Annotated in this window: 18 protein-coding genes; 13 read left to right on the plus strand and 5 right to left on the minus strand. The window is 68.7% G+C overall.

Translation table 11 applies throughout. The features are described 5' to 3' along the window. Positions 1 to 337: 337 nt before the first annotated feature. Positions 338 to 2,713 carry a DUF262 domain-containing HNH endonuclease family protein gene (locus JOD65_RS06630; protein WP_191193179.1) on the minus strand — a complete coding sequence of 792 codons (2,376 nt, stop codon included), beginning with the start codon at positions 2,711 to 2,713 and terminating at the stop codon, positions 338 to 340. Between the two features lie 349 nt (positions 2,714 to 3,062). Between JOD65_RS06630 and JOD65_RS06635 the strand changes: the two genes are divergently transcribed. The 9 genes from JOD65_RS06635 (at position 3,063) to JOD65_RS06675 (ending at position 12,809) form a co-directional block, all read left to right on the plus strand. Beyond that, a complete protein-coding gene (locus JOD65_RS06635) occupies positions 3,063 to 3,929 on the plus strand; it encodes a ScoMcrA-related endonuclease (protein ID WP_191193178.1) in 867 nt (288 codons plus the stop codon). Between the two features lie 4 nt (positions 3,930 to 3,933). Next, the gene (locus JOD65_RS06640; protein WP_191193177.1) at positions 3,934 to 4,650 is read left to right on the plus strand and encodes a hypothetical protein; all 717 of its coding nucleotides are present in this window, start codon (positions 3,934 to 3,936) and stop codon (positions 4,648 to 4,650) included. Between the two features lie 70 nt (positions 4,651 to 4,720). After that, a complete protein-coding gene (locus JOD65_RS06645; protein ID WP_191193176.1) occupies positions 4,721 to 5,596 on the plus strand; it encodes an ARPP-1 family domain-containing protein in 876 nt (291 codons plus the stop codon). A 142-nt stretch (positions 5,597 to 5,738) separates the two neighbouring features. Beyond that, positions 5,739 to 7,220 carry an ADP-ribosylglycohydrolase family protein gene (locus JOD65_RS06650; protein WP_191193175.1) on the plus strand — a complete coding sequence of 494 codons (1,482 nt, stop codon included), beginning with the start codon at positions 5,739 to 5,741 and terminating at the stop codon, positions 7,218 to 7,220. A gap of 100 nt (positions 7,221 to 7,320) precedes the next feature. Beyond that, entirely contained in the window at positions 7,321 to 9,318 is a 1,998-nt protein-coding gene (locus tag JOD65_RS06655; protein WP_191193174.1) for a PGN_0703 family putative restriction endonuclease, read from the plus strand. Further along, on the plus strand, positions 9,311 to 9,799 hold the full coding sequence (locus JOD65_RS06660) for a hypothetical protein (RefSeq protein ID WP_191193173.1): 489 nt from the start codon (positions 9,311 to 9,313) through the stop codon (positions 9,797 to 9,799). The genes JOD65_RS06655 and JOD65_RS06660 overlap by 8 nt, the downstream gene beginning before the upstream one ends. A 73-nt stretch (positions 9,800 to 9,872) precedes the next feature. Beyond that, entirely contained in the window at positions 9,873 to 10,145 is a 273-nt protein-coding gene (locus tag JOD65_RS06665) for a hypothetical protein (RefSeq protein ID WP_191193172.1), read from the plus strand. 12 nt (positions 10,146 to 10,157) lie between these two features. Further along, on the plus strand, positions 10,158 to 10,784 hold the full coding sequence (locus tag JOD65_RS06670; RefSeq protein WP_191193171.1) for a hypothetical protein: 627 nt from the start codon (positions 10,158 to 10,160) through the stop codon (positions 10,782 to 10,784). Between the two features lie 393 nt (positions 10,785 to 11,177). Next, positions 11,178 to 12,809 carry an NAD-binding protein gene (locus tag JOD65_RS06675; protein ID WP_191193170.1) on the plus strand — a complete coding sequence of 544 codons (1,632 nt, stop codon included), beginning with the start codon at positions 11,178 to 11,180 and terminating at the stop codon, positions 12,807 to 12,809. Here the strand turns inward: JOD65_RS06675 and JOD65_RS06680 are convergent. After that, positions 12,806 to 14,356 carry a TIR domain-containing protein gene (locus JOD65_RS06680; RefSeq protein ID WP_191193169.1) on the minus strand — a complete coding sequence of 517 codons (1,551 nt, stop codon included), beginning with the start codon at positions 14,354 to 14,356 and terminating at the stop codon, positions 12,806 to 12,808. The genes JOD65_RS06675 and JOD65_RS06680 overlap by 4 nt on opposite strands. Positions 14,357 to 14,440: 84 nt before the next feature. Further along, the gene (locus JOD65_RS06685) at positions 14,441 to 15,427 is read right to left on the minus strand and encodes a helix-turn-helix domain-containing protein (RefSeq protein WP_191193168.1); all 987 of its coding nucleotides are present in this window, start codon (positions 15,425 to 15,427) and stop codon (positions 14,441 to 14,443) included. A gap of 133 nt (positions 15,428 to 15,560) precedes the next feature. Between JOD65_RS06685 and JOD65_RS06690 the strand changes: the two genes are divergently transcribed. Continuing rightward, positions 15,561 to 19,247 carry a S8 family serine peptidase gene (locus JOD65_RS06690; protein ID WP_191193167.1) on the plus strand — a complete coding sequence of 1,229 codons (3,687 nt, stop codon included), beginning with the start codon at positions 15,561 to 15,563 and terminating at the stop codon, positions 19,245 to 19,247. A gap of 75 nt (positions 19,248 to 19,322) precedes the next feature. Here JOD65_RS06690 and JOD65_RS06695 read toward each other — a convergent pair whose 3' ends face one another. Continuing rightward, positions 19,323 to 20,156, minus strand: a complete 834-nt coding sequence (locus JOD65_RS06695; protein ID WP_191193166.1) for an alpha/beta hydrolase — start codon at positions 20,154 to 20,156, stop codon at positions 19,323 to 19,325. Positions 20,157 to 20,246: 90 nt separating this feature from the next. Here JOD65_RS06695 and JOD65_RS06700 point away from each other — a divergent pair, with 90 nt between their 5' ends. Both JOD65_RS06700 and JOD65_RS23930 read left to right on the plus strand, forming a co-directional pair. After that, positions 20,247 to 20,972, plus strand: coding sequence for a hypothetical protein (locus JOD65_RS06700; RefSeq protein ID WP_191193165.1), 726 nt, complete (start codon positions 20,247 to 20,249; stop codon positions 20,970 to 20,972). After that, complete coding sequence (locus tag JOD65_RS23930) at positions 20,969 to 21,931, plus strand: LuxR C-terminal-related transcriptional regulator (protein ID WP_307820987.1); 963 nt, start codon at positions 20,969 to 20,971, stop codon at positions 21,929 to 21,931. Before JOD65_RS06700 ends, JOD65_RS23930 begins: the two co-directional genes overlap by 4 nt. Before the next feature lie 6 nt (positions 21,932 to 21,937). Here the strand turns inward: JOD65_RS23930 and JOD65_RS06710 are convergent, their stop codons facing one another. Next, a complete protein-coding gene (locus JOD65_RS06710; protein ID WP_191193164.1) occupies positions 21,938 to 22,417 on the minus strand; it encodes a hypothetical protein in 480 nt (159 codons plus the stop codon). Between the two features lie 162 nt (positions 22,418 to 22,579). Between JOD65_RS06710 and JOD65_RS06715 the strand changes: the two genes are divergently transcribed. Then, positions 22,580 to 24,457, plus strand: coding sequence for an ATP-binding protein (locus tag JOD65_RS06715; RefSeq protein ID WP_191193163.1), 1,878 nt, complete (start codon positions 22,580 to 22,582; stop codon positions 24,455 to 24,457). Positions 24,458 to 24,460 lie beyond the last annotated feature (3 nt).

A 24,460-nucleotide genomic window follows, 5' to 3' on the forward strand; every position in this document is an offset into this window, starting at 1 on the left:
GTCCTACAAGGGCCTGTAGGAGGGTGTCCGAAGCTCGCGCTAGCAAGTCTTCAAACGTGATCATGCGGCAGCGCCCCCACTCGCAAAGTTTCGAGGGAGACTAGTACACGCGGGTCGTGCCTCGTGGAAAAACTGCCGACGCTCACCATCCAACGCCGCGCGCGCCGCGCATCCCATGAGGTCTGGCTGGGTCTTGGGAGGCCGCGAATAGCGTCCATACGTGGCAGAACCGTTCCGACGCGCGGCCGAACGCGAAGCCCCTCGACCGTCAAAATCTCGATCGAGGAGCAACTTGAGAATGTTACTGCGTCACGCAAAGGCATGTGAGATCTTTCCTCTATACTTCCTGTTCTTCATCGGGCAACCAGGCATCCAATTTTGACCACGCACGCCCAAGCAAATGAAGAGTGCGCGCTTGAATGAATTCGCGAGTCCACTCACCGTCGTACTGGCTAATTGCTCGCAACATCGGCAGGTGTTGTCGACGCTCAACCAGATACTCTTGCTTCTCGGGCGTCAGGCCCAGGCCTGCGGACACGGCTGTCTCGAGGATATTTTTAGTCTCGTCAGGGGCGTCCGCAGAGAGCGCGCCATATATCGCCTTCTTTTCGCACCAGGGCCGATTGCTGATAAAGCTGTTGTCGTCGATCGGAAGCAGCGTTAGATTTCCGAGCATGGACACCGCGCTTGGCGACATGTATATGTCAGCATTCCAGCCATTGTCTCCCCGGGTTTGCGGCGCGACATGTTCGACGGTGGCAAGTCTGTCGTCAGACGTATAACGCTCCGCGCGAAGCATTGCTGTGTGGTCAGCTTCCTGCCCGTCCTTCGTCAACCCGGTCGAACCGTCAGCTACTGCGTGATGGCCCGCAACCAGAAGAAGGAATCGCGACAGCTCTGCCTGGTCGTCATAGATCGGCCGCGCAGCTGCGTGACCGAGCCAATCTTCGATAGATGACACGGCGAAAGTGTTCGAGTTGGCCAGAAGGTGTCGGTAGGCATCGACTACGTCCTGCGCAGGAGGAAGCGAGCGTATGTCGTGAGTCTGGCCATCTGTGCGCGCAAGCGGTGCACTGATGATGCCGCAACCTTGGGACATCAACCTGCGATAAACACCGTCGATGCCATCTGTACCGCCGTGAGCAGTTCGCCACAGCACTGAAAATGCTGTGGATGCCTTGATTACTACTTCCAGCTGCGCAACGGATGCAGCCGTCGGGTCCATGACCCATCGGGAGTAGTAGCGCGACAGCGGCGCTAGGACGATTGTGTGGTTCAGTTTCGCTAGAAAGCGCAACGAGAAGAGCGATTCTTCGCCAAGCGATCCCTCAACTCCGGTCGCCCCGCGCGCAAGTTCCAATCGTTGCCATAGGTGGAAGTAGCAGAGGGCGCAATCGGCAAGTTGCCTCGTCATCGCTCTGCGCTGTGCATCGTTCTCCGCTGTCCGATAGAGCCTCGTAAGCTCTCGACGCTGCTCATTGTGTTTGCTCGCAACCTTCACGCCGGCGTCAGCGAGTATGAAGCTGGTCATTAGTCGTTCGGTCTGGCGTTGCACATTGCCTTCGTCGGCGCTGAGGAGTCGGCTCGTCAGCGCAATATGCTCAAAGCTGTCAGACGATGCGTAGTCCTCAAATCCCTCCGCCTGTACCACAAGCGGGACGAATGTCTCGAAAGCCGTGAGAGGCTCGCCCGTCGTATTCAAGGAATCGAACAAATCGAATGCGTAGGACTCGTCTTTTGCATTGATTTGAGTTACTGCGACGCGCTCTAGAAGGAAGCGCGCAAAAAGCAATAGTCTGAGTGCGTGCGCAACGTCCTCGTTGGTAGAGGCGAGTGCACGCAGTGCGGGCGCGGTATCTGACGATGTCTTAAAGAGCGACTTCAGGACGGCAGAACCGCTTCCGAGAACGCTTTGCAGGTCTATGCTGTCAGCGAGGTCGCCTTCTGATCCCTTCGCGATGTCCCGCGTCATCCTGCGCAGTTGTTGGTATCGCAGATGTAGGTAGTCGAAGTCGGCGGGGGAGCTTCCAGTTGATTCGGGTTTGATTTCTAGCGCGGGTCGTTCTGGTGTGTAAAGCACGCCATCAGTGTGCACCAGGTAGCCGTGAATGAGATTGGCTATCGGGGACAGGTAGCGAGCTGTGGACGCGCGATTTCCCCATAGATCCGTGATCCCCCGTGTAATCTTCGGGAGCTTTTTGAAGGCTTCATCCCCATAGTTTTTTTGATCGCTGAGGCAAAGGAAGAGCTGTCCGCGCACCTCGGAAATGTGCTCGTCGAACCACTCCGCCTCTTCCGAGGGTATTGACCTCGACGTGCTCAGTTTGTCATGCACGTTTCCCAATTGTTCATGTAACGCGATGGCAAGCATCACGATCGTAGTGAGCCGCTGCTGTCCATCAATTATTTGCCGGGCGTCCGACGGTGCCGTGGGATGTTCGTCACCCGCACCACTAACGGTGATGATCGCTCCAACAAACGCAACTGCAGAAGGGTCCTTTACCAGTCTGTCCAGTCCGGCAATAAGGTCCTCGCAAAGTCTGCGCATATCCGCCGGCATCCATCTATAGGGCCGCTGATAGGAGGGAATGCTGAACCCACCGACGAGATCCGAAAGGAGTTGACGGACAGAGGCGGAGGTGGGTTTGAAGAGCGCGTCGACGTCTGTTGTAGTCACAAGGACCTTCCGGTTGGCTGTGCGCGATCCTGCCATCTGGAGCTGTCTGATGCGGGCGAATGCTTCATCGCATCCACGTATCGGCTCCTAGTGGGGTAGGTGCGAGGTGTACCTGGTTTCTTGCGGCAGCGCACAGCGGATGCCGGGCGCTCTGCCAGCTTGGCGAGTACGGCGTCAACCGCAACTCGATCAAACCCCAACTCCGGCAGAGCCAGCAGAGTGACCACGAGACCGTTGCTATCAATTTGGTTGACACCGCCAAGAACCGCATTCCCCGCTGGAGGCTCGCGCGTGACTGATGGCGCATAGGGGCGCCGATCCAACGAGCTCGGAGAACGCAGCGGAACCTCCCGCTGAGGCGCGGGCGTAGGCATACCCTCGGACCGTGTCTCTCCAGGACTTGACCTCGACCGAAGCCGTGCTCGCAGCCATAGAGGAGTGCGACAAGCTGGGCCGCGATGCCTTCCTCGACCGCTACGGGTTCGGCGAGGCCCGTACGTACTTCCTCGAGTACGGCGGACGCCGCTACGACAGCAAGGCGATCGCTGGAGTGGCCTACGGCAAGCAGCACGCTCGACCGCTTAGGTCTGAAGAGTTCAGCGGGGGGCATGACACCGTGGCGCGCAAGCTCACTGGACTCGGGTTCTACGTGACCCAACCCGATCGACGCTGGACCACACCGATCGGCGCGGTGATGACGAAGGCGGAGATCACGAGCCTGTATGGGGGCAGCATCTATGGAGGCATCGAGCCTTCCAACACGTCTCCCAACGTCATGCTGTACACGGACCCGAGTGAAGGTGTTTCTCATGGGTACAAGTTCGACGAGTGGGCGGTCGGCGAGCCGGGCGTTTTCTACTACACGGGTGAGGGACGGTTCGGCGACCAGGAGCTGACCCACGGAAACCGTGCGATCCTCGAGCACGACGATTCGGGACGCGTACTCCGCCTGTGGGCCGCGGTGGATGGCAAGCAGCAGCCAGGTGGAAAGCTCCACCGGTACGTCGGGGCCTTCGCTGTCGACCCGGAGGCGCCGTACGTGCGCGAGGACGCGCCCGACACTGCTGGAGACCTTCGAAAGGTCCTGGTCTTCCGCCTCTTGGCGGCCGAGGTACTTGGCTACCCGCAACGTCCCGTCGCGCAGCCGTCGTTGGTAAGGGCGTCTGCAAGCTCAACGAAGCCCATCGAGCTATGCGACGTTCACTTCCTTCAGAAGTCTGTGACGGGCGTCTGCCCCATGTGTGACGAGTGATCAGGTGGAGCCCATCTTCGACGGACGCCTGACCCTCAAGGTCGCCGACACCGTCCGCGGGACTTGGGCCTTGCCCAAGTGGGAGAACGTGTCCGTCGGCCGGCTCCCTGCGGCCGGGCTTCACATCCGCGAGTCCTGGGTGCCAATTCGCCTGTGCCGGTTCATGCCGTACGAGCTTGGCTGGCTGGTGCAGGTCGGACGAGCTCGCGTCGAGGTGCGGAACAAGTACTTGGGCAGGGTGGTCTTCCCGGCGCGGTCAGTCGTGGCGCTGCAACCCGGTCGTACTGGCCTCCACTTCCCGGAGCTCGACGACTTCTGTGGGCTGGGGGTAGTGATCGGTGCGGGACAGGCGGAGGGTCTTCCTGTGCTCCAGGACGGCGCTGATCTCGACGTCGAGCCGAGGCGACGTACGCAGTACGCCGGGGAGAGGATCGACATGCCGGGCTCGCACAGGCTGATCCTTGCCGTTGCGTTCCGGCACTTGATGGTCCGAGATCAAGCGCCTCCAGCCAACGTCGCACTCGCGGCCGCTCAGCGACTGGGCAAGAGTGAGCAGGCGGTCAAGAACGTGATGGTGAGCGTCCGCAAGAAGGTCAACGCCGAGCGGTGGCTGAACCTGCAGACCACGGACCAGCTCGGCCACTACCTGGTGCGACTGACGCGCAACGTCACATGGGACGACCTGCCGCCGCAGCTCCGCGACGTGGGATTGCCCGGGTAACCCCGTTCTGTCGGCCTGCTTCTGCATCCTCTTCGGTGTCGGCCCGCGTGGGGCCGGGAGGAGAGAGAAAATGATGGATCTGCACGTGGGCCGCGGCACTACCCGCGGGGCGATGACGGTGTTCCCGCTGTGGACCACCTCAGGCGGCGTCGGCCGGTACACGACGCTGGCCAAGCACCTGGATGTGAGCGAGGTGGACAGCGGTCCCGACGTGGGCACCTTGATGGTCGGCAACCTGGGCAAGCGTCCGGCTCTGGTGCTGGAGGGGCAGCTGTTCGAGGGCGGGTGGCAGCACCGGATGTCGATGCGGTCGCTGATGGTGGGCGTGCACGAGCGGATCCCGGTCGAGGTCGCCTGCGTCGAGCAAGGTCGTTGGTCCGGGGAGCGACAGCAGCCGTCGCGGGGACGCCGTGCGACGCCGTACGTCAGGGACGCCGCTCGCGGGGGTGGCGACGTCCAGGGCGAGGTGTGGAACCGCGTCGCACGGCACACGAACGGCACCCCCAACCTCACCGGGTCGCTCGTGGAGCACCTCGACAGGGCCGCGGGCGGCCTCACCGTCTGGTCGGACCTGCGACCGTTGCCGGGGCAGTCCGGTGTGCTGATCGGCATCGGGGGCCAGCCGTACGTAGCCGAGGTCTTCGATTCGCCGCAGACGTTGCGCCGGCAGTTCGCCGCAATCGTCGAGGCGGCCGCCCTCGACGCGCAATGGGCACCGGGCGTCGAGACGCCCGGTCGGCGGGCACGCCGATTCGCCGAGCGCTGTGGGGCGCTGCGCACCGAGCTCGTGGGACCCGCCGGGATCGGCGAGGAGGTGCGAGGTCGCTCGGCGTACGTCGACGCGACCAGCCTGACGTGGGAGGGACGCGACGTCCACACCCGCCTGTCCAACGTGCGCCACCCGATGCTGGTAGCGGGATGTCAGGGGGAGTCACGACTACGGTGAACGAGCTGAGTCAGGTGCGTGACGGCCTGGTCTCGGTCGAGGACGCTGCGCCAGAGATCGCGCGCCTCGTCGCGGCGGCCGGCCCTCACAATGCGGCCGAGGTGGAGGGGCTGAGGCGGGCATCCCTCCTGGGAGGTGCGCAATGAGACTCGACAATGCCCAGCTCGACCGCGCGGTCGGTGCGCTCCTGGGCTCCGCGGTGGGCGACGCGTTGGGGGCCGGCTACGAGTTCGGGTCGGCGCCGTACGGCGGGTGGCCCGCGATGATCGGTGGTGGCCTCGGCGGCTTCGCTCCTGGCGAGTGGACGGACGACACCGCCCAGGCCGTCGCGATCGCTCGGGTCGCGGCGACGGGAGCGGACCTGCGGTCCGAGGAGGCCCTCGACGCGATCGCAGCCGGCTTCGCCGAATGGTACGCCGGCGGGCCGGACGACGTGGGCGTCCAGACCGGCACCGTGCTGCGCCGCGCCGGCCGCGACGCCACGGGGCGCACGATGTCCGACGCGGCCAGGTTCGTCCACGCTCAGCTCGGTGGACGGTCGGCGGGAAACGGGTCGCTGATGCGGACTGTCACGGTCGCGCTGGCACACCTCGATGACCCCGTGGCGCTCGTCGCCGCGGCGAATGCGGTCAGCGCACTGACCCACCACGACCCGATCGCCGGGGAAGGTGCTGCACTCTGGTGTCTGGCGATCCGGCACGCCGTGCTGGACGGGCGGTTCCCCGACGCCAGCGACGTCCTGCCCATGCTCGGCGACACTGTCCACGACTGGGCTGCTGTGCTCGCCGAAGCCGACGCGAAGGAGCCGGGCCACTTCCACCAGAACGGATGGGTCGTCGGCGCTCTGCAAGCCGCCTGGTCGGCGATCCGGCACACGCCCGAGCCGCAGGACATGCCGTGCCGACACCTACAGGAGGGGCTCGCCACAGCGATCGGGATCGGCAACGACACCGACACGGTGGCCGCGATCGCAGGGGCGCTGCTCGGGGCACGCTGGGGAGCGAGCGCCGTACCCCAGGAGTGGCAGGCGCCGCTCCACGGATGGGGCGTCGACCAAGGTGCCGTCTCGCTGGTCGCCCTGGCGACCACCACGGTCCAGGGCGGTCGCACGCGCGGCCGCGACGACTGGCCGCTCTGCGAGCGCATGGACTACCGCGGCTACGGAGGCGAGTCGACGTATGTCACGCACCCGCTGGTGGACGGTGTCTGGATTGGCGGCGCGCTGCCGCTCGACGACCTGCCCGAGGACATCGACGCGGTGGTCAGCCTGTGTCGTGTGGGGACCAGGCAGGTCCCCGACCATGTCGCAAGTCACGCCGTACGTCTCCTGGACACAGTCGCGGAGGACAACCCCAACGTCGCCTTCGTCATCGACGACGCCGCAAGGACCGTGCTGCGGCTGAGGAACGAGGGCAAGCGGGTGTTCCTGCACTGCGTTGCGGCCCACAGTCGTACGCCGACCGTGGCCGCGCGCATCGCGATGCTCGACGGCCACTCGCTCGAGGAGTCCGTGACCGCCGTGGTAGCGGCCCTGCCTGCGGCGAGGCCCCGGGCGTTCCTCATCGACGCGCTCAGAACCTTGGACAGGAACGATCGCGCGGCGGCCGAAGGCGACTCGAGATGAGATTGCGCCACAGATTTCATCAATCCGTCACCGTGAGCCGGACTGACCGGTCACGCTTTGCGAAAGCGCCGGCGAGTGATGACGACACAGGGGAAACACCGTGAGCAAGACCAGTGCCTTCGACGTGCGATACGACCGGCGCCTGTCGGAAGGGTTCTTGGCGCATCTGCTGCCGGGGGGCGTGCTCGCCTCCCTGGCGGTCTATGCCAAGAGCGCCTTGTTTCCGCTCGACCTCCGCTTCCGCAGGGACGTGAAGACGCAGGCCGAACACGTGTCGCTCTACGTGGGACTGACGTCGGTCCTTGATGTCCACCACGCCAAGTCCGGCAAGCTGAGGCTCAAGGTCCACCAGACGCACCAGCAGAACGGCAAGTTCGACCCGGGCTGGAGCGCCCTGAGGACGCCTGACGAGCTGGCCGCGATCTGGCCGGACGTCGAGCTCTACCTCGATCGGGTCATCCCCATGGCTGCGCGGTCCCACGGCACGAAGGAGGGTGCAGTCCAGGCCGCAGTCGCCGCCCACCGGTCGCGTGAGCGGATCGTCCTGGATCGCGAGGTCACTCCTTCGTTCCGAGACGCGGCGTTCAAGAAGCAGTTCATGGAGGAGTGCCAGCGCCCGATCCTGGAAGCGCTCGCGAAAGCGGACCTGGGGTTCGGCGGGGTGCCTGCGAAGCTCGGCAACGAGTGCGATGCCCTCGCGATCGACCACGCCGGGCGAGTCCTGGCAGTCGAGGTCAAGCCGCTCGCGGTCGGCAGCATCGCCTGGGTCGCGGCTCAGGCGGTCATGTACGCCCGCATCCTGCAGCGGTGGATCGACCTCGACGACACGGGCGCCGACGGACCCGCCCACGTCCTGCGGGGCATGCTGGCCCAGCGCCACGCGGTGCGGTTGGCGCCTCCGCTCGAGGTCGCACTCCCTGACCAGCTGCGGGTGACCCCTGTCGTGGCCTTGCAGCGAGGCGCCTCGCCGGAGATGGTGCGCCGCATGCTGAAGGTGCGCGACGTCCTCAGCGCGGCCGACATGGGCGTCGAGCCGGTGGAGATCTACGAGGTGAACCTGATCGGCGAGTGGATCCCGCTCGACGAGTCCCGACTCCCTGACGGCCGACCGGTCGCTCGGCGCAACTATGCGCGCGAGTCGAACGAGCGGGCGGTCCACTGGAAGCACAACACGTCTGCGCTGCCTGACGAGGCGCGGGGACCAGGCGCGGTCCGTGGGTGGGGAGGGACGTACGACGTGGACTACGCCCTGCCGGAGGCGTACGCCAGCCACAACCTGCTGCCGGAGGTGAGGGACATGGCCCTCGAGCTGTTCGAGAAGCACGAGATCGCCTGGCACCAGTCCATCCACGGAGGGCCGACCAACCACCTGCGGTCGTCGCAGGTCCAGTGCGTCAACGCGCTCGGTCAGATGATGGCGGACCCGGATCGGATCAGGACGGCCTTCGGCCGCGTGCTCGAAATCGGCGAGGTTCGTGACTTCGGCGAGATCGACCCGGCTGAAAAGGGTAGATGCCTCACCTTCGAGTTCGTCGGACTGCATGACTACTTCGGGGAGGGCAAGGCGGGCGTACTGACGCGCGGCTCGCAGTCGACGAGTGTCGACGCTGCGTTCGCGTATGTCGACGGCAACGGCCGCGACGCGCTCGCTCTTGTCGAGTGGAAGTTCACCGAGACCTACCCGACGGCCGACGGCGGTGCAGACCGCAAGAAGGCCACCCGCTCGAGTCGCTACACCAGAGCCTTGCAGAGCGAGGACGGTCCGATCGCCGTTGACGGCGTCGAGCTGACCGATCTCTTCCACGAGCCCATCTACCAGCTCGTGCGGCAACAGCTTCTCGCTCGGGAGATGGAGCGCGACGTCAGGGTCAAGGCGGACGTCGTCACGGTCGTGCACGTGCTCTCTCCGGAGAATGCGGCGTACCAGCGGTCCTACGTCTCGCCGTCTCTTCGGGGTCGTGGGGCAACCGTCAGCGAAGTCTGGCAGTCCTTGCTGCGGGTGCCCGGAAGGTTCGTGAGCCTCGACCCGGCCGTCTTCCTCGACCCGCACGTGACGAGCGAGGAGTACGTGCTCCGGTACGGAGGCATCGATGACTGAGGCACAGGACTTCACCCCGGCCGAGATCGTCGTCGGCCTCGATCACTACGCGGTCCTGGAGCCTATGCGACGCCTGGTGCGGGAAGTCGCCTCACAACGATCGATCACCGCGGACCCGCCGGGCAAGGGGTACGTCGCCGTGCGGCCCGCCGTGTGGGGAAACGTGTCGGCCTACTTCCACAAGACGTACGTGGACGTCGCAGTCAGTCCGGGCATGGCTGAGAAGCTGCACCGCTCCCGTGGCTGGAAGCTGGTCAAGACCAACGGTGAGACCGGCTTCGTCCGGATCGATGCTGACGCCCTCAGCGACATGGGGACCCGCGACCTCGCGGTGCAGACTCTCCTCGCAGCCGTCGACAAGAGCGAGGCAGGCACTGCATACGAGGGCGGCCGGCCCAAGGCCACCCAGGCTCAGACGAACGAGCTCTGCTCGACGCACTTCCTTGCGATGGTGGGTGGACGCTGTGATGCCTGCGAATGACCCGTTCGCTCCCGTGGGGGTCTCGCCGTCCGCTGACGATGCCAGCCGTCGCTGCGCTGAGGGCCACGCGAATGTGACCGGCGAGCGCGAGCTGGAGGAGTTCGCCGACCTCGCCACCCTCATGTCGGCGGCCGACACCACGACGCTCGAGCAGCTCAGTGACTTGATCTCGGAGGACTACGAGCTCGACGCAGAAGCGCTGCTCGACGGCAAGCAGCTGACCGTGCGTTTCGGGACACGAGGCGTCGGGTTCGAGTTCCCGATCAGGATCGATGCGTTCTGGGAGACGCTCGACGAGCTGCACGCCGAGGCGTCGGACGAGGTCGAGCTGGACGACGACGAGTAGAAGGAGCCGGCCATGGAGTTGAGAGCCGTTTCTGCAAACCTCGGATGCGCGTCTCCCTCACGCGTCCTCCCAGCCCGACAGGCTGCTGCGGTCGAGTGGGCCGAGCGAGTGCGTCGTCTAGAAGAGCCGCACCTCGTGTTCGCCCAGGAGGTACCGAACGACCAGTGGCTGGATGCATGGAGGACCGAAGGCTGGGATGTCTCGGTGACGGAAGGGCCGAGATACCGCGTGCGTTCGGCGTTGCTCTGGCGCGAGGTGGAAGATCTCGGCCCGCTGGACCTGCCCACTGCGGACTATCACGGGTCCTACGTCGCTGGCCGGAAGCTGGCCATTCGTGGGCTCGAGAGGGAAGTCGCTGTTCTGAGTGTCCATGCGAGCCCGTCCCCGGTCTCCGATGCGGACAAGTCGACGTGGGTCGGCCGGTCCTCCAGGAGGCCCACGACGTCTCCTGGGCATGGTGTGTTGCCGATTGCGCGCGACGCCCGAGCAGGTCGGAGCGAAGGCACGCTGTGGGACTCGGACATGGTTGTCGCAACCTGTCGGTTGCTGGCGGGCGACTACGAGGTGCTCGCCGTCGGCGACTTCAACGAGTGCCTCGCGTGGGATGACACCCACAGCGGTCAGTGGGGCGCCAGGTGACACGAGCGGGTCCGGGCAGGAGGCATTCTCGAGCTCCCATTCCACCGCGGGTGGAGCGGAGAACGGCGTACGTAGTTCGCTCCCGGCGGCGCGTCGTTCCAGCTGGACCACGCCCTGGCGACGCCGGCTGTCGCTCGACTCGTCCGCTCAGCTGCCGTGGATGACTCCTGGACCGAGGACGGCGTCGCCCAGGGAGCAATCTCCGACCACGCGCCCATCCGGTTCCAGGTCGGCTGACGGCCGGTGAATGTGTCCCGGGTGCTGGGAGGGACGGCTCGCCTCGGCCAGCGGGCACGACCCGCACGCACGGCTCCTCTGGATCGCCCCCGCTGCCGGTCCCAGTGCTTCTAGGGTGATCACGCAGCCGGCCAGTGGCTCGACGAGGGGGACTTGATGGGAACGCTCAACCGAGTCAGCGTGTGGCTGGGAGTCATCCTCATCCCGTTGTCGTTGTTGCTCGGCTACGTCGGGTACCGGAGCCTTGCCGACGCGTCGATGTCACGGACCGACGCCGCCTTCGGGGCGATCCAGCTGTTCTTCATGGAGACGCAGACAGATCTCGACGACCCGCCCGTGGCCCTCAACATTGCCCGGTTCACCGCACCACTCTCGCTCGCAGCCGCAACGCTCGCGGCAGTCCTGGCGGTGGCCGGGCAGCAGATCCGCCGGGCCATCCTCCGGTGGCGCGGCCGGGACCACGTCGTGCTCATCGGCCTCAGCGAGACCGGGACCGAGCTCGCTCGTGCCCTGCGCGAGCGAGACCAGAAGGTCGTAGTGCTCGAGGCGGACCCGGCGCACCCAGCGCTTGCCGAGGTGCAGAGCCGCGGTGCGGTGGTCATCATCGGAGATGCCCGCCAACCCGGTCAGCTGCGGCGGTGTCGAGTCGACACCGCCCAGCAAGTGGTGGTCACCACGGGACACGACTCGATCAACGTCGAAGTCTGCGAAGTGCTCACACACATGGTCAGCGACGCAACGACGGTCCATGCGGCGATCGATGACGAGTCGCTCTGGTCGGTGCTGGGACGGGTCCAGGTGGAGGAGGCCAGCGACTCCGGCTCGTTCGACTTCTTCCACGCCGACGACCGCAAAGCCCTGGCCTTCATCGACGTCGTGGACCGGTCGCTCGAGATGATGGCCCCGGTCGTGCACCTCTCCGGTGAGGGCGGTCTCGCTCAACGGGTCCTCGTACGGTGGTGCCAGAGACGACTCGCAGAGGGGGCACGCGCGATCGTGCACGTCAGCCCGGCCACGTACTCCGCCGTGGTGGACCCACTGCTCGCCACGCAACCGTGGCTGGAGTCGCTCATCAGCACCGCGGCGAACGTCCCCGCTTCGTGCGCCGTTGGTCTGGTATGCCGGGAGGGCTCGGACGGCACGGCGCTGAGCGCGGCACTGGCCGTCGCAGGAGAACGTCATGTGACCGACGTGTTCGTGTGCTCGACCCTTCCCCGAGGGCGGGCTGTGCTGGACCTGAAGGGCGTGTCCGACAAGATCCACCTGGTCCCGGCGGGATCTGCCTTCCGGGAGCCGGAGTCCTTCTTCGGCCACTCCTGGATCGAGCTCATGGCCATGGCCCGACACGAGGACTACTGCGCGGCGGAGCGTCTACGCGGCATCACAAGCCGGGACAACCCGTCCCTGGTCAGCTGGGACGACCTGCCCGAGAGCCTGAAGGACTCCAATCGCAGCTTCGCCGTCGCCGTCGGGTCGGTCCTCAATGAGCTCGGAGCCGGACTGGTGCCCCTGGGGCGTCCGCTGGACGCCGACGCGATCCCCGTCAGCAGCGCGCGAATGGAGACGCTCGCGAAGCGGGAGCACGACCGGTGGATGAACGACCTGGTCCGCGACGGGTGGACCTATTCGTCCGGTCCCAAGGATCCGGAGCTCAAGACCCACCCGTTGATCATCGGCTGGGACGATCTCGACGAGCCCGAGCGCGAGAAGGACCGCGACGCGATCCGGGCGATCCCGCGGATGCTCGCTCGCGTGGGCTATGCCCTCGACGTGCCCGCCGGCCGCTAGACGAAGACCGCGACGTCCCGCAACCGGGTGGCAGTCGACTCGGGCAGGTCGACGTACGCCAGCAGCTCGTCCATGCTCACGAAGCGACCCAGCTGGCCGCGGAGCTCGACGATCCGGGCAGCCTCGGCGTGGTCCAGTCCACCGTGCTGCGAGAGCGTGTGCACGGGCGCGCTGTTCACGTCGACGAGTCCGCCGTCGTCGTAGTCGCGCGAGACGTCCGGTCTGCCGACGTTCATCGACCTGGCCAGGGGACGGTCCTTCTCGACCAGCTGTCGATAGCGCTCGCGGCTGTCGCGGCGGGCCAGGACGGACTCCATGCCGGCAAGGGCGACCTGCGGCTTCCTGAAGATCAGGACGACGGCGACCCCAGCCGCGATGGTGAGGAGGAGCAAGGTGCCACCGGCGTCAGAAGCGGCCCCGGTGGGCGTGCCGGTGGCGTCCTCAGGTCCCGAACCGACGAGCACGAATGCGGCCAGCGCGGCGATTCCGAGGATGGCGGCGAGCACCTGCATGCGCTTGCGGAACGCCTTGTCGTACGGGCGCCGGTTCGCCGCCCACAGCGGGGCGGCCCACGAGGCGAGCCCCATCGTCAGGACGCACCAGAGGATCATGGTTCGCGCCTTCCGGCCCTTCTTTGCGGGCACGGGCGGCTCGGGATAGGAGGTACGGGGCGGGGGGGCGGTGGAGGTCTGCGGAGACGGGGTCCGAGGGGGAGGCGGTGCGTAGTCCGACCTGCTGTTGGTCTTGGTCCACACAGATCCGCGCTTGTCGACCGGCTTCCCCGGCTCATCCAGACCGAGGGCTGCACGGTGCTTCATCAGGTACCGCCCGATGATGGTGTGGTAGTTCCGGAGCTCGGACACCTCGGTGTGTGTCGCCAGCACAGCCGGATGCTCGGACAGGTCTTTCGTCTTGAACCTGTCAGGCAACGTCGACATCGCGTAGCGGATGGCGGCGTCATCCACGTCGGCGAACGACATGGTTGGGGCGCTCTCGGCAGCGAGTGTGGTGGCGGCGCCGGTCAGCTGTTGCAGCTGCTGCGTCAGACGCTCGATGTCGGTGCTCCACCGCTGGTCGGACATCTCGAATGCGTTCAGTCGAGCCAGGCGCTGGATGCTCTCGGGCAGCTCGTCCGGAGTCGGCATCGTGGCGCCTTCGACCAGGACAGGGATGACCCGGAGGTGCTTGGCTGCGAGCGAGGACTCGACCTCCAGGCGGACGAAGTCGTTGGCTTCGTCGATTCGCCGGAGGTCAGACCCGGGCCGTGCGTCGAGCCAATTGTCCCCGATGAGGATCAGGGCGACGTGGCACTGCTCGATCTCCCCTCGGATGTGCTCCTCGAAATCGGCACCGATGGGGATCGAGTCGATGTCCATGAACACCCGGGCCTCCGGCAGGCGGTGCCGCAGCCCATCGTTCAAGCCATTGGCCTGGGACTGGCAATCGCTTCGCCGGTAGGAGATGAAGATGCGTTGCTCAGCTGCGGCGCTCATGAGTTCCCCGTTTACGTGTTGCGGCTTTGGCCCACCATCGTGGATGCCTCGCATTGTCACCCAAGACGCGGGATCGCACCCTTCAATCGTCCGGAAATCGGATGGTGATGTCGTCGGGCACGACATGCACGGGTGACCTCACACCCCCACCCACCCCCGCCGGCAAGCCTCGTGCCCGAGCTGAAACCGCGTCACGACAGCGGCCCGGTCCATCAACCCCGACACCCGGCGCTGGACCGTACGCAGGGACATCCCCAGCTGACCGCCGATCGCCTGATCGGTGAGGCCGGCGAGCAGGAGGGTGAGGATCTGCGCGTCGACGTCCTCGATGCGGTCGGCGTCCAGGAACGAGACACCCGAGGACGACGGCACGACCTCGTTGGACGAGGCCCAGACCAGGTCGAAGAGGTGGAGCAGCGCGTCCAGCAGCCCGGACTCGTGCACGAGCAGCGCACCACCGCCGGAGTTCGACGCCGTCGGAGCGAGGGGCAGGAGCGCGAGCGACCGGTCGGCGATGACCAGCCGCAGCGGGAGTGAGTCCGTCACCCGCACCTTCTCCCCGGCGGAGATCGAGTCGACCACCCGGCCCATGAAACCCGGCTGCTCGAAGGCCGACCGTTCGAGCACGACCCGGTAGGCGACGCCTCGCGCGACGGCTACGTCCTCGGAAGCGGTGTTCTCCTCCGCGGTAACCACCGCGACCGACGTCTTCACGAGGGCGACGACCTCCGAAGTCGCTCCGCGCTGCATCTGGGCGAACCGGTCGGCCACCGCCTGCGAACCGCGGACGACGTCGACGACGTCGGCGCCGGTGCGGTCGGCGACGGAGCCGCGGTACTGCTCGGTGAGTCGGCCGAGCTCGAGCTGTGCGCGGCGGATCTCCTCCTCGCGTTGCACGATGAGCGACCCCAACGCCAGGGACGGGGGAGAGGCGACGAAGTGGCCGGGCTGGCCGGTCGACCGCGCGACGAGCCCCTTCGACTCGAGGGCAGACAGTGCCGTGGCCAGGGCCGAGACCGAGGACGTCATCACCTCGGCCAGGTCCTCCGCGGAAGCCGAGGGGAGCGTCACGAGGCGCCGGTAGGCGCCCTCCTCCGTCGCATCGAGTCCCAGCACGTCGAGCATGCTGCCGTCCTTCCGACGCAGAGGTGAGGGGCGAGCGGGGCGGGGATGCGTCATGGCGTATCTCCGCCATTGAGCAGCGTACTCATCGGTGGCAGGTTCATGCCTGCTCACCTCTCGGAAAGGACCCCACGACATGTCCCCCTCCCTCCCCGGCGCCGCCGCCGGCCTCGCGACGCTCGCGGTCACCGCCGCCGTGCTCACGATGCCGAGCGCCGCAGCCGGCCCAGCCGCCGAGGCACCCGCCACGGCCGCGCCGGCCATCGCGAAGACCACGACGGTCACGCTCCTCACCGGTGACGTCGTCACCCTGACCAGCACGGCCGCCGGCCGGGACACAGTCTCCATCGACCGTGCGCCGGGCAGCACCGGCGGCGTCCAGACCCACACGATCGGCGGCGACCTCCACGTCGTACCCGACGCCGCGCTCCCGTTCCTCGCCAACGGGCGCGTCGACGCCGACCTCTTCAACGTCACCGAGCTCGTCGAGCAGGGGTACGACGACGCCTCGGTTTCGTCGATCCCGCTGATCGTCCAGTACGGGCCCGGCGTCCGCGCGGCGAGTGCCGCCGCTCCTGAGCACTCGGAGAAGAGCGTCGTGCTCACCAGCATCCACGGCGCCGCCATCGCCGCCAGCAAGGAGGACGCGACCGACTTCTGGGCCGACCTCGCCAACGAGTCGAGGGCCCGGTTCTCCGGCGGCATCGCGAAGATCCACCTCGACGAGAAGGTCGAGGCGAGCCTCGCCGACACCGTCGCGCAGGTCGGCGCCCCCGACGCCTGGGCGGAGGGTCTCGACGGCACCGGTGTGACGGTCGCCGTCCTCGACACCGGCGTCGACCAGACGCACCCCGACCTCGCCGAGCAGGTCACCCAGACCCGCAGCTTCGTCCCCGGCGAGACGGTCACCGACGTCGACGGCCACGGCACGCACGTCGCGTCCACCGTCGCCGGTACGGGTGCCGCGTCCGACGGACGCGAGAAGGGCGTCGCGCCCGGCGCCGACCTGGCGATCGGCAAGGTGCTGGACAACGGCGGCTCCGGCGCCGCCTCCTGGATCATCGAGGGGATGGAGTGGGGCGCCTCGGTCGCCGACGTGGTCTCGATGAGCCTCGGCAGCCAAGAGGCCAGCGACGGCACCGACCCGATGGCGCTCGCCGTCGACGCGCTCAGCGAGTCGACCGACGCGCTCTTCGTGATCGCCGCCGGCAACTACGGCCGGGTCAGCGGCATCGGCTCACCCGGCGCAGCGCAGTCCGCGCTCACCGTCGGCGCCGTCGACGGCGCCGACGAGCGGGCGTACTTCCAGGACATGGGCCCGCGCCTCGGTGACGCCGTCGTCAAGCCCGAGATCGTCGCGCCCGGCGTCGACGTGCTCGCCGCCCGGTCGTCAGCCTCGCCGGGTGAGGGGTCGTACGTCTCGCTGTCGGGCACGTCGATGGCAACGCCCCACGTCGCCGGCGCCGCCGCGATCCTGGCCCAGCAGCACCCCGACTGGACGGGAGAGCAGATCCGCGACGCCCTCGTCAGCACGGCCAAGCCGCTCAACGGCCAGACGGCCTACCAGGTCGGCGGTGGTCGCCTCGACGTACCGTCCGCGGCCTTCGGCGATGTCGTCGCCACCGCGAGCGTCGAGCTCGGCTACCACGCGTGGCCGTCCGACGACGATGCCCCGGTCGACCGGACGATCACCTACACCAACCTCACCGACGCCGACGTCACGGTCGACCTCTCCGAGGCCGTCACCGACGACGCGCTCGCGCCGGCACCCGACGGTCTGGTCACCCTGTCCGCCGAGCAGGTCACCGTCCCCGCGGGCGGCACGGCCGACGTGACGGTGACCGGCACGCCGACCGCCGGCGCGCCGGGGACGACCTACTCCGGCACCGTCGTCGCCTCGCTCGCCGGCGAGCAGGTCGCCCAGACCGCCGTCGGCCTCGTCAAGGAGGAGGAGCGCTACGACCTCGACATCAATGCGCTCGACCGGGGCGGCAAGCCGGCCGCCGGCTACGTGACGATGTACCGCTACGGCGACCAGTTCGTCAGCACCCTCGAGCTCGACCCGGCGACCGGCACGATCCCGACCCAGCGCCTCCGCCCCGGCATCTACAACGTCACCAGCTGGCTTCCCGTGGACGCCGACGCCAGCGGTGTCGCGCTCGTCGGCGACCCGCACGTCGTCGTGGGTGAGGCCGACCGGTCGATCACCCTGGACGCTCGGAAGGCCAACGAGATCTCGGTGCGCACCCCGCGGCCGAGCATCGACGGCGCACGCCGGCCCGGCTACGTCCACGACTCCGGCATCGACAGCCCGTTCTCGGCGTTCGTCAACCAGTACGACGTCTCGCCTGCCGTGGACCATGTCTATGCCGCGCCGACCGGTGAGGTCGCCGGCGCCCGCTACGAGTTCCTCATGCGCTGGCGGCGCACGGCCCCGTTGCTCTCGATGAGCACCGGCGGCACCGAGCTCGACGCGCGCAACATGCCCTCGGCTCGGCGCTGGGACGGCGTGGCGAGGCTCGATGCCGTGGCAGCCGGCACCGGCACCCCGGACGACTTCACCGGCCGCGACGTCCGTGGCAAGGCGGTCCTGGTGCGACGCTCCGACGCCGTGCCGGCCTACGAGATCGCCGAGACCGCGGCCCGCGCCGGTGCCCGGCTCGTGGTCGTGGTCAACGACCGGTCCGGACGCTACGTCGCCTACGCAGGGGGCACCGACCTACCGGTCGTGACGCTGACGCAGGCCGAGGGGCAGCCGCTGCTCGACAAGCTCGCCCGCGGTCGCACGGTGACCCTCACGCTCGACGGCACCGAGCAGGCAGACTACGTCTACGACCTCGTCCGCTCCTTCGACGGGGAGATCCCCGCCGGTCTGGCGTGGGCGCCGGCCAAGCGCGACCTGGCGACCGTCACCAGCCGCTTCATTGGTGAGGAGGGCCGGCTCGCGATCGAGAGCCGGGCGGACTGCCGGGACTGGAACTGGCCGCCGTGCATGGAGTACTTCGAGCCGGTCCACCTCGGCACCGAGCGCACGGACTACGTCAGCACGCAGGCCGGCTCGACCTGGTACGAGGGCGTGCGCGACGTCCGCGGGTGGGAGCAGCGCGGCGAGGAGCGGCCCTACCGTCGTGGCGAGGAGCGCACGCTCGGCTGGTTCGAGCCGGTCGCCCGGCCGCGGACCGGCCCGGGTTACTGGCAGCCCAGGCGCAGCGGTAACTTCTTCGCCGTCAACGTGCCGTTCGCGAGCACCGGTGACGATGGTGTCACCGGCTCGATGGAGGACGGATCGACCGTCGTGACGCGTCTCTACGCCGGTGACGATCTCATCGACGAGAGTCCCTTCCAGGCGGTGCAGCGCGAGGTGCCGGCCACCGACGGCTGGTCCGACTACCGGTTCGAGATGGACACGACCCGCCCCGATGGCTGGCGCCTCGCGACGCGTACGTCGACGGTGTGGGACTTCCGGGCGCAGACGAGCGAGTCGGGCGACTGGGTCAACCTGCCGCTGCTCCAGCTCGACTACGACCTCGACACCGACCTGGGCGGCCGCTTGACGGGTCGTACGCAGGAGGTCGGGCTGCGTGCCTTCCAGCCGCCCTCCGTCGAGGGTGCCGGCAGGGTCGCGGACGCGACGCTCGAGGTGTCGTACGACGACGGGGCCACGTGGAAGCGGGCCGAGCTCGTCCGCGAGAAGGTCGGCGCATGGTCGGCGACGGTGCGCATCCCAGCGAGGGTCGCCCACCTCTCGCTGCGCGCCACGGCCTCGGACGACGCGGGCAACCGCGTCACGCAGGAGGTGGTCCGCGCCGCTGGGGTGCGCTGACCACGACCTGAGGACGCCCGCCGGAGACCCCACCTCCGGCGGGCGTCCGCGCGCTCCTGATGACCTCGACCGTCGTCAGCCCACCGCGCGCGCAAGGCGTACGACAGCATCGGCGACCCGCGGACCGAACATGACCGCGTCGTTGTGGCCGGCACCCTCGAGCACGACGCGCTCGACGAGCGCCGGCGCGCCGTCGGCGACCCGCACGCTGAGCTCGGTCGGCACCACGTCGTCGCTGTCGCCGTAGATCACGGTGACGGGTACGTCGCTGGCGGCGATCGGGTCGAGCACCGGGAGACGGTCGCGGAGGAGCGTGCGCACGGGCAGCCACGGATAGTGATGACGACCGACGTCGGCGAGGTTGGTGAACGGTGACCTCAGCACGATCCCGGCCGGAGGGTGCCGCTGCTGGAGGCCGGCGACGACGCCGGTCCCCAATGACTCGCCGAAGTAGATCGTGCGGTCGAGGGGATGGCCGAGGTCGACCAACGCACGTACGGCTGCATCGGCGTCGGCGGCGAGCCCGTCCTCGCTGGGGCTGCCGGGATTGCCGCCGTAGCCGCGGTAGTCCATGACCAGCACTGCGAACCCCCGGTCGCCGAGCGCGTGGGCGAGGTCGGCCCGGCCGGCACGGTTGCCACCGTTGCCCGGAGCCATCAGGACGGCCATGCCGGTGTCACGCTCGGCGTCGGCAGGCAGGTACCACGCGCCCAGCTCGAGCCCGTCAGCCGTCTCCAGGGTCACGTCGCGAGCGCCCGGGAGCACCTCCCCGGCAGGTGGTACGTCGCTCGCGTCGGGGAAGTAGATCAGCTGCCGCTGCACACCCCAGACGGCGACCAGGGCCAGCCCGGCGACGAGCAGGACGACCACGAGCGTCACGACGAGCCTCCTGATGCGGGACCGCGCCATCACCTCATCGTGGCATCGTGCGCCCGTCAGCACATCAATTGGTGCACATGCACCATGCGGGGGAGCCGTCGTGACGCCCACCCTCGGGGCATGACACTCACCCATGGACACACGACCACCTCGTCGCCGCCGCTCTCCCGAGCTGCCCGCCTCGGAGCCGGTGCCTGCCTGATCGCGGCGGGACTCACCAACGGCCTGGGCCAGTACGTCGGCGAGCTCCTGACGCCCGACCTCGCGGACTTCAGCGCCCAGATCCGCTGGGGCGCCGATCACCCCGCGGTGCACACCGCCGAGCAGACGGCTCTGCTCGTCAGCATGCTCGCGCTCCCGCTCGGCCTCCTCGGCCTGGCCAACGTGACCCGGTGGGCGGCACCGCGGCTGACCGCGGTGGGCATCGTGCTCACGCTGTGGGGCATGTGGGGGTTCCACAACGTCGTCGCGCTGGGGTACGCCGCCGGAACCGTCGGTCCGGGCGCGATCGGGACCGACTCCGCGGTCGCGCTCAACGAGGGCTTCCTCGACCATCTCGGCACGACGGTCACGGCCCTGCTGCCGCACCTGCTCGGCTCCTTCCTCGGCCTGATGCTGCTCGCGATCGCCGGGCTGCGCAGCGTGTCGCTGCCGCGGGCCCCGCTGGTGCTGCTCATCGCCTTCCTCGTGTGGGACTTCCTGCTGCCCTCGGTCGGGCCGCTGGAGCCGCACCTGCTGCTCGCCGTCGCGCTGGTGTGGCTCGGTGTCGCGCTGGTGCGGATGCCGCAGGCCGAGTGGGCAGATCCGGGACACGAGACCGCGGCCGGACCGATACTGGCCGGGTGAGGCTCCGCCACCCAGCCCTGGTCGTGGCCGCTGCGGCGGTGACGCTGGGAGCGGTGCTGACGGCCCTTGCCTCGAGCTCGGAGGGCTCGCTGTGGAAGATGCTGCTCGTCGCGCTGGCCCTCGGGTTGCCGGGTGCCCTCGCGGCCACCGAGCACCCGCGCAACCCCGTCGGCTGGCTGCTCCTCGCCACGGCGTGCGTCCTGTCGGCGATGGGGCTGGCCGGGCAGGCCTCGCCGGCGGGGTCTGCGGGGGAGTGGGCGTCGTGGCTGGTCGACCGGGCGGGCGCGATCGTCGTACCGCTGATGTTCCTCGCGCTCGTCCTGCTGCCTGATGGCCACCTGCCGGGCCCGAGGTGGCGTCCCGTCGTGGCGGCGGCGTTCGGCGTACAGGTGGCGTGCGTCCTCGCATGGAGCCTCGTCGAGGGGGACTCGAACCCGCTCGGCGTGCTGCCGGCGTCCTGGTCGGGCGGGGTGGACGCAGCGGCCGACTGGCTGCTGCAGGCGCCGCTGCTGCTGGCAGCTGCCGCGATCGCCGTACGGCTCCGGCGACCCGCCGATCGGGCGGGCCTGAGCTGGGTGTTGGCCGGAGCGCTCGGCTTCGCCGTCCTCGCCCTCGTCGGGCACTCGATGGTGCCGGCGGCGGCGGACGCCCTGGACGTGCTCGGCGCCGTCATCCTCGGCGCGGGCCTGACGGTGACGCTCCTGCACCGCCCGACCCCGGCGCCGGAGAAGCCGGACGAGCCGGCCGGCGCGTACGACGACGCGCGGCTCGCGGCGCTGTCGGCGCGCGAGCGCGAGGTCCTGGACCTCGTCGCGCAGGGCCTGACCAACCGCCAGATCGCCGAACGACTGGTCATCTCCCCGGTCACCGCGCGCAACCACGTCAGCCGGATCCTCGGCAAGCTCGGGCTGGACAACCGGACGCAGGCCGCCGCATGGCTGGCGCGCTCGCAGCGCTAGTCGGCCTCAGGAGTCGAACGCCTCCACGTTGGCCCGTCCCTCGGTGGCCAGGATCAGCGAGATCCAGCCGTCGGTGCCGCGCAGCTTCCGGTGCGTGGCGTCGGTGACGACGTAGCCACCGACGAACCGGTGGGTGACGACGTACGTGGCATCCGCGTACTCGCCACACACCTCGCCGACGGCGTCGAGACGCAGCGTCCGCTTGGGTGAGGTCACGTCGAGGGTGCCGGTGGCGGGCTCGCAGGATCCGGGTGCCGGCAGCGAGCCGTCGTCGGCGGACAGCGTGGCGACGTACGTGCCGTCGAACGGATCGCCGATCACGGAGCCGGACAGGTGGGCGGTGCCGGTCGCGTCCAGCGAGTACGTGCCGACGTCGGCGCCGCGGAGGTCCACGAGGGGCTTGGGCGCGGCGACGGCGGGGGAGGCGATGGCCGGCACGGCGAGGGCGGCGACGGCCAGGGTGATGGTCTGGGTGATGCGGTTCATCGATGGGCTCCTGAGGTGTTCGGTCGAGGAGACGACCTTGCCCCGGGTGGCTTGACGACGACTTGGGGGTGACTTGAGGGGTCGGGGGACACGTGCCCAATTTCGGGGCGGCACACCGCGAAGCGACGCCCTACGCTCGACTGAGGCGACGCGAGGAATGGGGTGGACGGACAGCCGGAACTCAACCTGCACGTGCTCGGCGAGCTCACGGCCACCCGGGATGGCGCGGTCGTGGATCTCGGCGGGCGACGGCAGCGCGCCGTGCTGGCGGGCCTGGCCATGCAGCGCGACCAGGTCGTGACGGTGGACCACCTCGTCGACTGCGTCTGGGGCGACCACCCGCCCGCCAATGCGACCGGGGCGCTGCAGGCGTACGTCAGCCACCTGCGCCGGCGGCTCGAGCCCGACGCGACCGCCCGGCAGCGCGGGGGTGTCATCGCCCGTGCCGGGCCGGGATACGTGCTGCGGCTCCCACCTGACGCCGTCGACGCGTGGGCCTTCGAGGCGGCCGTCGAGTCCGCCGCCGGCCAGGCGCCGGGGGACGCGGTGTGCACGCTGGAGACGTCACTGCGGACCTGGCGCGGACCGGCGTACGCCGACTACGCCGGGGAGGCGTGGGCCGAGGCGGAGGCCGCCCGGCTCACCGAGCTGCGCGGGGTCGCCCGCGAGCGGCTGCTCGCGACGCGGCTCGAGCTCGGCGAGGCGCAGCTCGTCATCGGCGACCTCGAGGCGCTGGTCAAGGAGGACCCGCTGCGCGAGGAGCGCTGGCGGCTGCTGACGCTCGCGCTCTACCGGGCACATCGCCAGGCCTCCGCGCTCGAGGCGCTGCGCCGGGCGCGAGCGGTGCTCGCCGACGAGCTCGGCGTCGACCCCGGCCCTGCCCTGCGCGCGCTTGAGGCGGAGGTCCTCGCCCAGTCGCCAGACCTCGACGGGCCGAGACCCGCACCGACCACGCCCCCTGTGACGCTGCTCCCGCGCCCCCGGACCCCCGACGGGCTCGTCGATCGGGACGACGAGATGGCCCTCCTGAGGCAGAAGCTCGACGACCTGGCCGACGGGACCTCCGGGTGCCTGCTTGTCGAGGGCCCCGCCGGCATCGGCAAGACCCGCCTGCTCGAGGAGCTACGACGGCTGGCGGTCAGTAGAGGCGTCTTCGTGCGGTCCGCGAGGAGCAGCGCGCTGGAGCAGGACTTCGAGTGGGGAGTGGCCCGGCAGCTGTTCGGCGCGGGCGTGGACGACCTACTGGAACGCGAGGAGCGCTTCGCAGTGCTCCGAGGGCTGTGCGAGCTGACGACCCAGCTGGCCGAGGAGGCGCCGTTCGTGTTGTGCGTCGACGACGTCCAGCGGTGCGACGAGGCGTCGCTGCAGTTCCTCGCCTACCTGGTCCGGCGCCTCGAGGGACTTCCCGTCCTCATCGTCCTGGCGATGCGCACCGGCGAGCAGCAGCAAGCCGACGACCTCGCCGAGCTGGTCGCGGACGAGACGGTGACCGTCGTACGCCCCGAGCCGCTCACCGAGCAGGGGACCGCCGCGCTGGTGACCGACCGGCTCGGTCGCGGTGCCGACGCGTTCGTCGCGACCTGCCACCGGATGACGTCGGGCAACCCGCTGCTGCTGCGCCAGCTGCTCCGCGCTTTGGCGGACCAGGGCGTCCCGCCGGACGCGGCCCACGTGGACACCGTCCGGGCGGTGGGCTCGCGCGCGGTCACTTCGCTCGTCACCCTTCGCCTGCGCCGGATGCCCAAAGCGGTGACGACGGTCGCGCGAGCGGTCGCGATGCTCGGTCCGATGGCCGACCTGCGGAGCGTCGCCGACCTCTCGCAGCACTCGGAGGAAGACGTCGCGAGCGCCCTCGACCTGCTCGCCCGCAGCGAGATCCTCCGCGACGGGCACCCGCTGGACTTCGTGAACCCGCTCGTCCGCGACGCCATCCACGCCGACGTACCGACGGGCGAGCGCGCCCTCCTCGTCGAGCGGCTGAACCGGCGGCTCAAGTCATCCTCAAGTTCCGCTGACCATGCTGAAGCGCCGAGATCGTGAGGT

It is taken from the genome of Nocardioides cavernae, assembly GCF_016907475.1.
GTDB lineage: Bacteria > Actinomycetota > Actinomycetes > Propionibacteriales > Nocardioidaceae > Nocardioides > Nocardioides cavernae.

What these genes read in the sequence shown, in the direction of transcription:
- JOD65_RS06675 (WP_191193170.1), top strand. Translation starts at nt 11,178, where the DNA reads ATGGGAACGCTCAACCGAGTCAGCGTGTGGCTGGGAGTCATCCTCATC.
- JOD65_RS06710 (WP_191193164.1), bottom strand. Translation starts at nt 22,417, where the DNA reads ATGAACCGCATCACCCAGACCATCACCCTGGCCGTCGCCGCCCTCGCC.
- JOD65_RS06695 (WP_191193166.1), bottom strand. Translation starts at nt 20,156, where the DNA reads ATGGCGCGGTCCCGCATCAGGAGGCTCGTCGTGACGCTCGTGGTCGTC.
- JOD65_RS06685 (WP_191193168.1), bottom strand. Translation starts at nt 15,427, where the DNA reads ATGCTCGACGTGCTGGGACTCGATGCGACGGAGGAGGGCGCCTACCGG.
- JOD65_RS06630 (WP_191193179.1), bottom strand. Translation starts at nt 2,713, where the DNA reads ATGGCAGGATCGCGCACAGCCAACCGGAAGGTCCTTGTGACTACAACA.
- JOD65_RS06700 (WP_191193165.1), top strand. Translation starts at nt 20,247, where the DNA reads ATGACACTCACCCATGGACACACGACCACCTCGTCGCCGCCGCTCTCC.
- JOD65_RS06690 (WP_191193167.1), top strand. Translation starts at nt 15,561, where the DNA reads ATGTCCCCCTCCCTCCCCGGCGCCGCCGCCGGCCTCGCGACGCTCGCG.
- JOD65_RS06680 (WP_191193169.1), bottom strand. Translation starts at nt 14,356, where the DNA reads ATGCGAGGCATCCACGATGGTGGGCCAAAGCCGCAACACGTAAACGGG.
- JOD65_RS06660 (WP_191193173.1), top strand. Translation starts at nt 9,311, where the DNA reads ATGACTGAGGCACAGGACTTCACCCCGGCCGAGATCGTCGTCGGCCTC.
- JOD65_RS06670 (WP_191193171.1), top strand. Translation starts at nt 10,158, where the DNA reads ATGGAGTTGAGAGCCGTTTCTGCAAACCTCGGATGCGCGTCTCCCTCA.
- JOD65_RS06645 (WP_191193176.1), top strand. Translation starts at nt 4,721, where the DNA reads ATGATGGATCTGCACGTGGGCCGCGGCACTACCCGCGGGGCGATGACG.
- JOD65_RS06650 (WP_191193175.1), top strand. Translation starts at nt 5,739, where the DNA reads ATGAGACTCGACAATGCCCAGCTCGACCGCGCGGTCGGTGCGCTCCTG.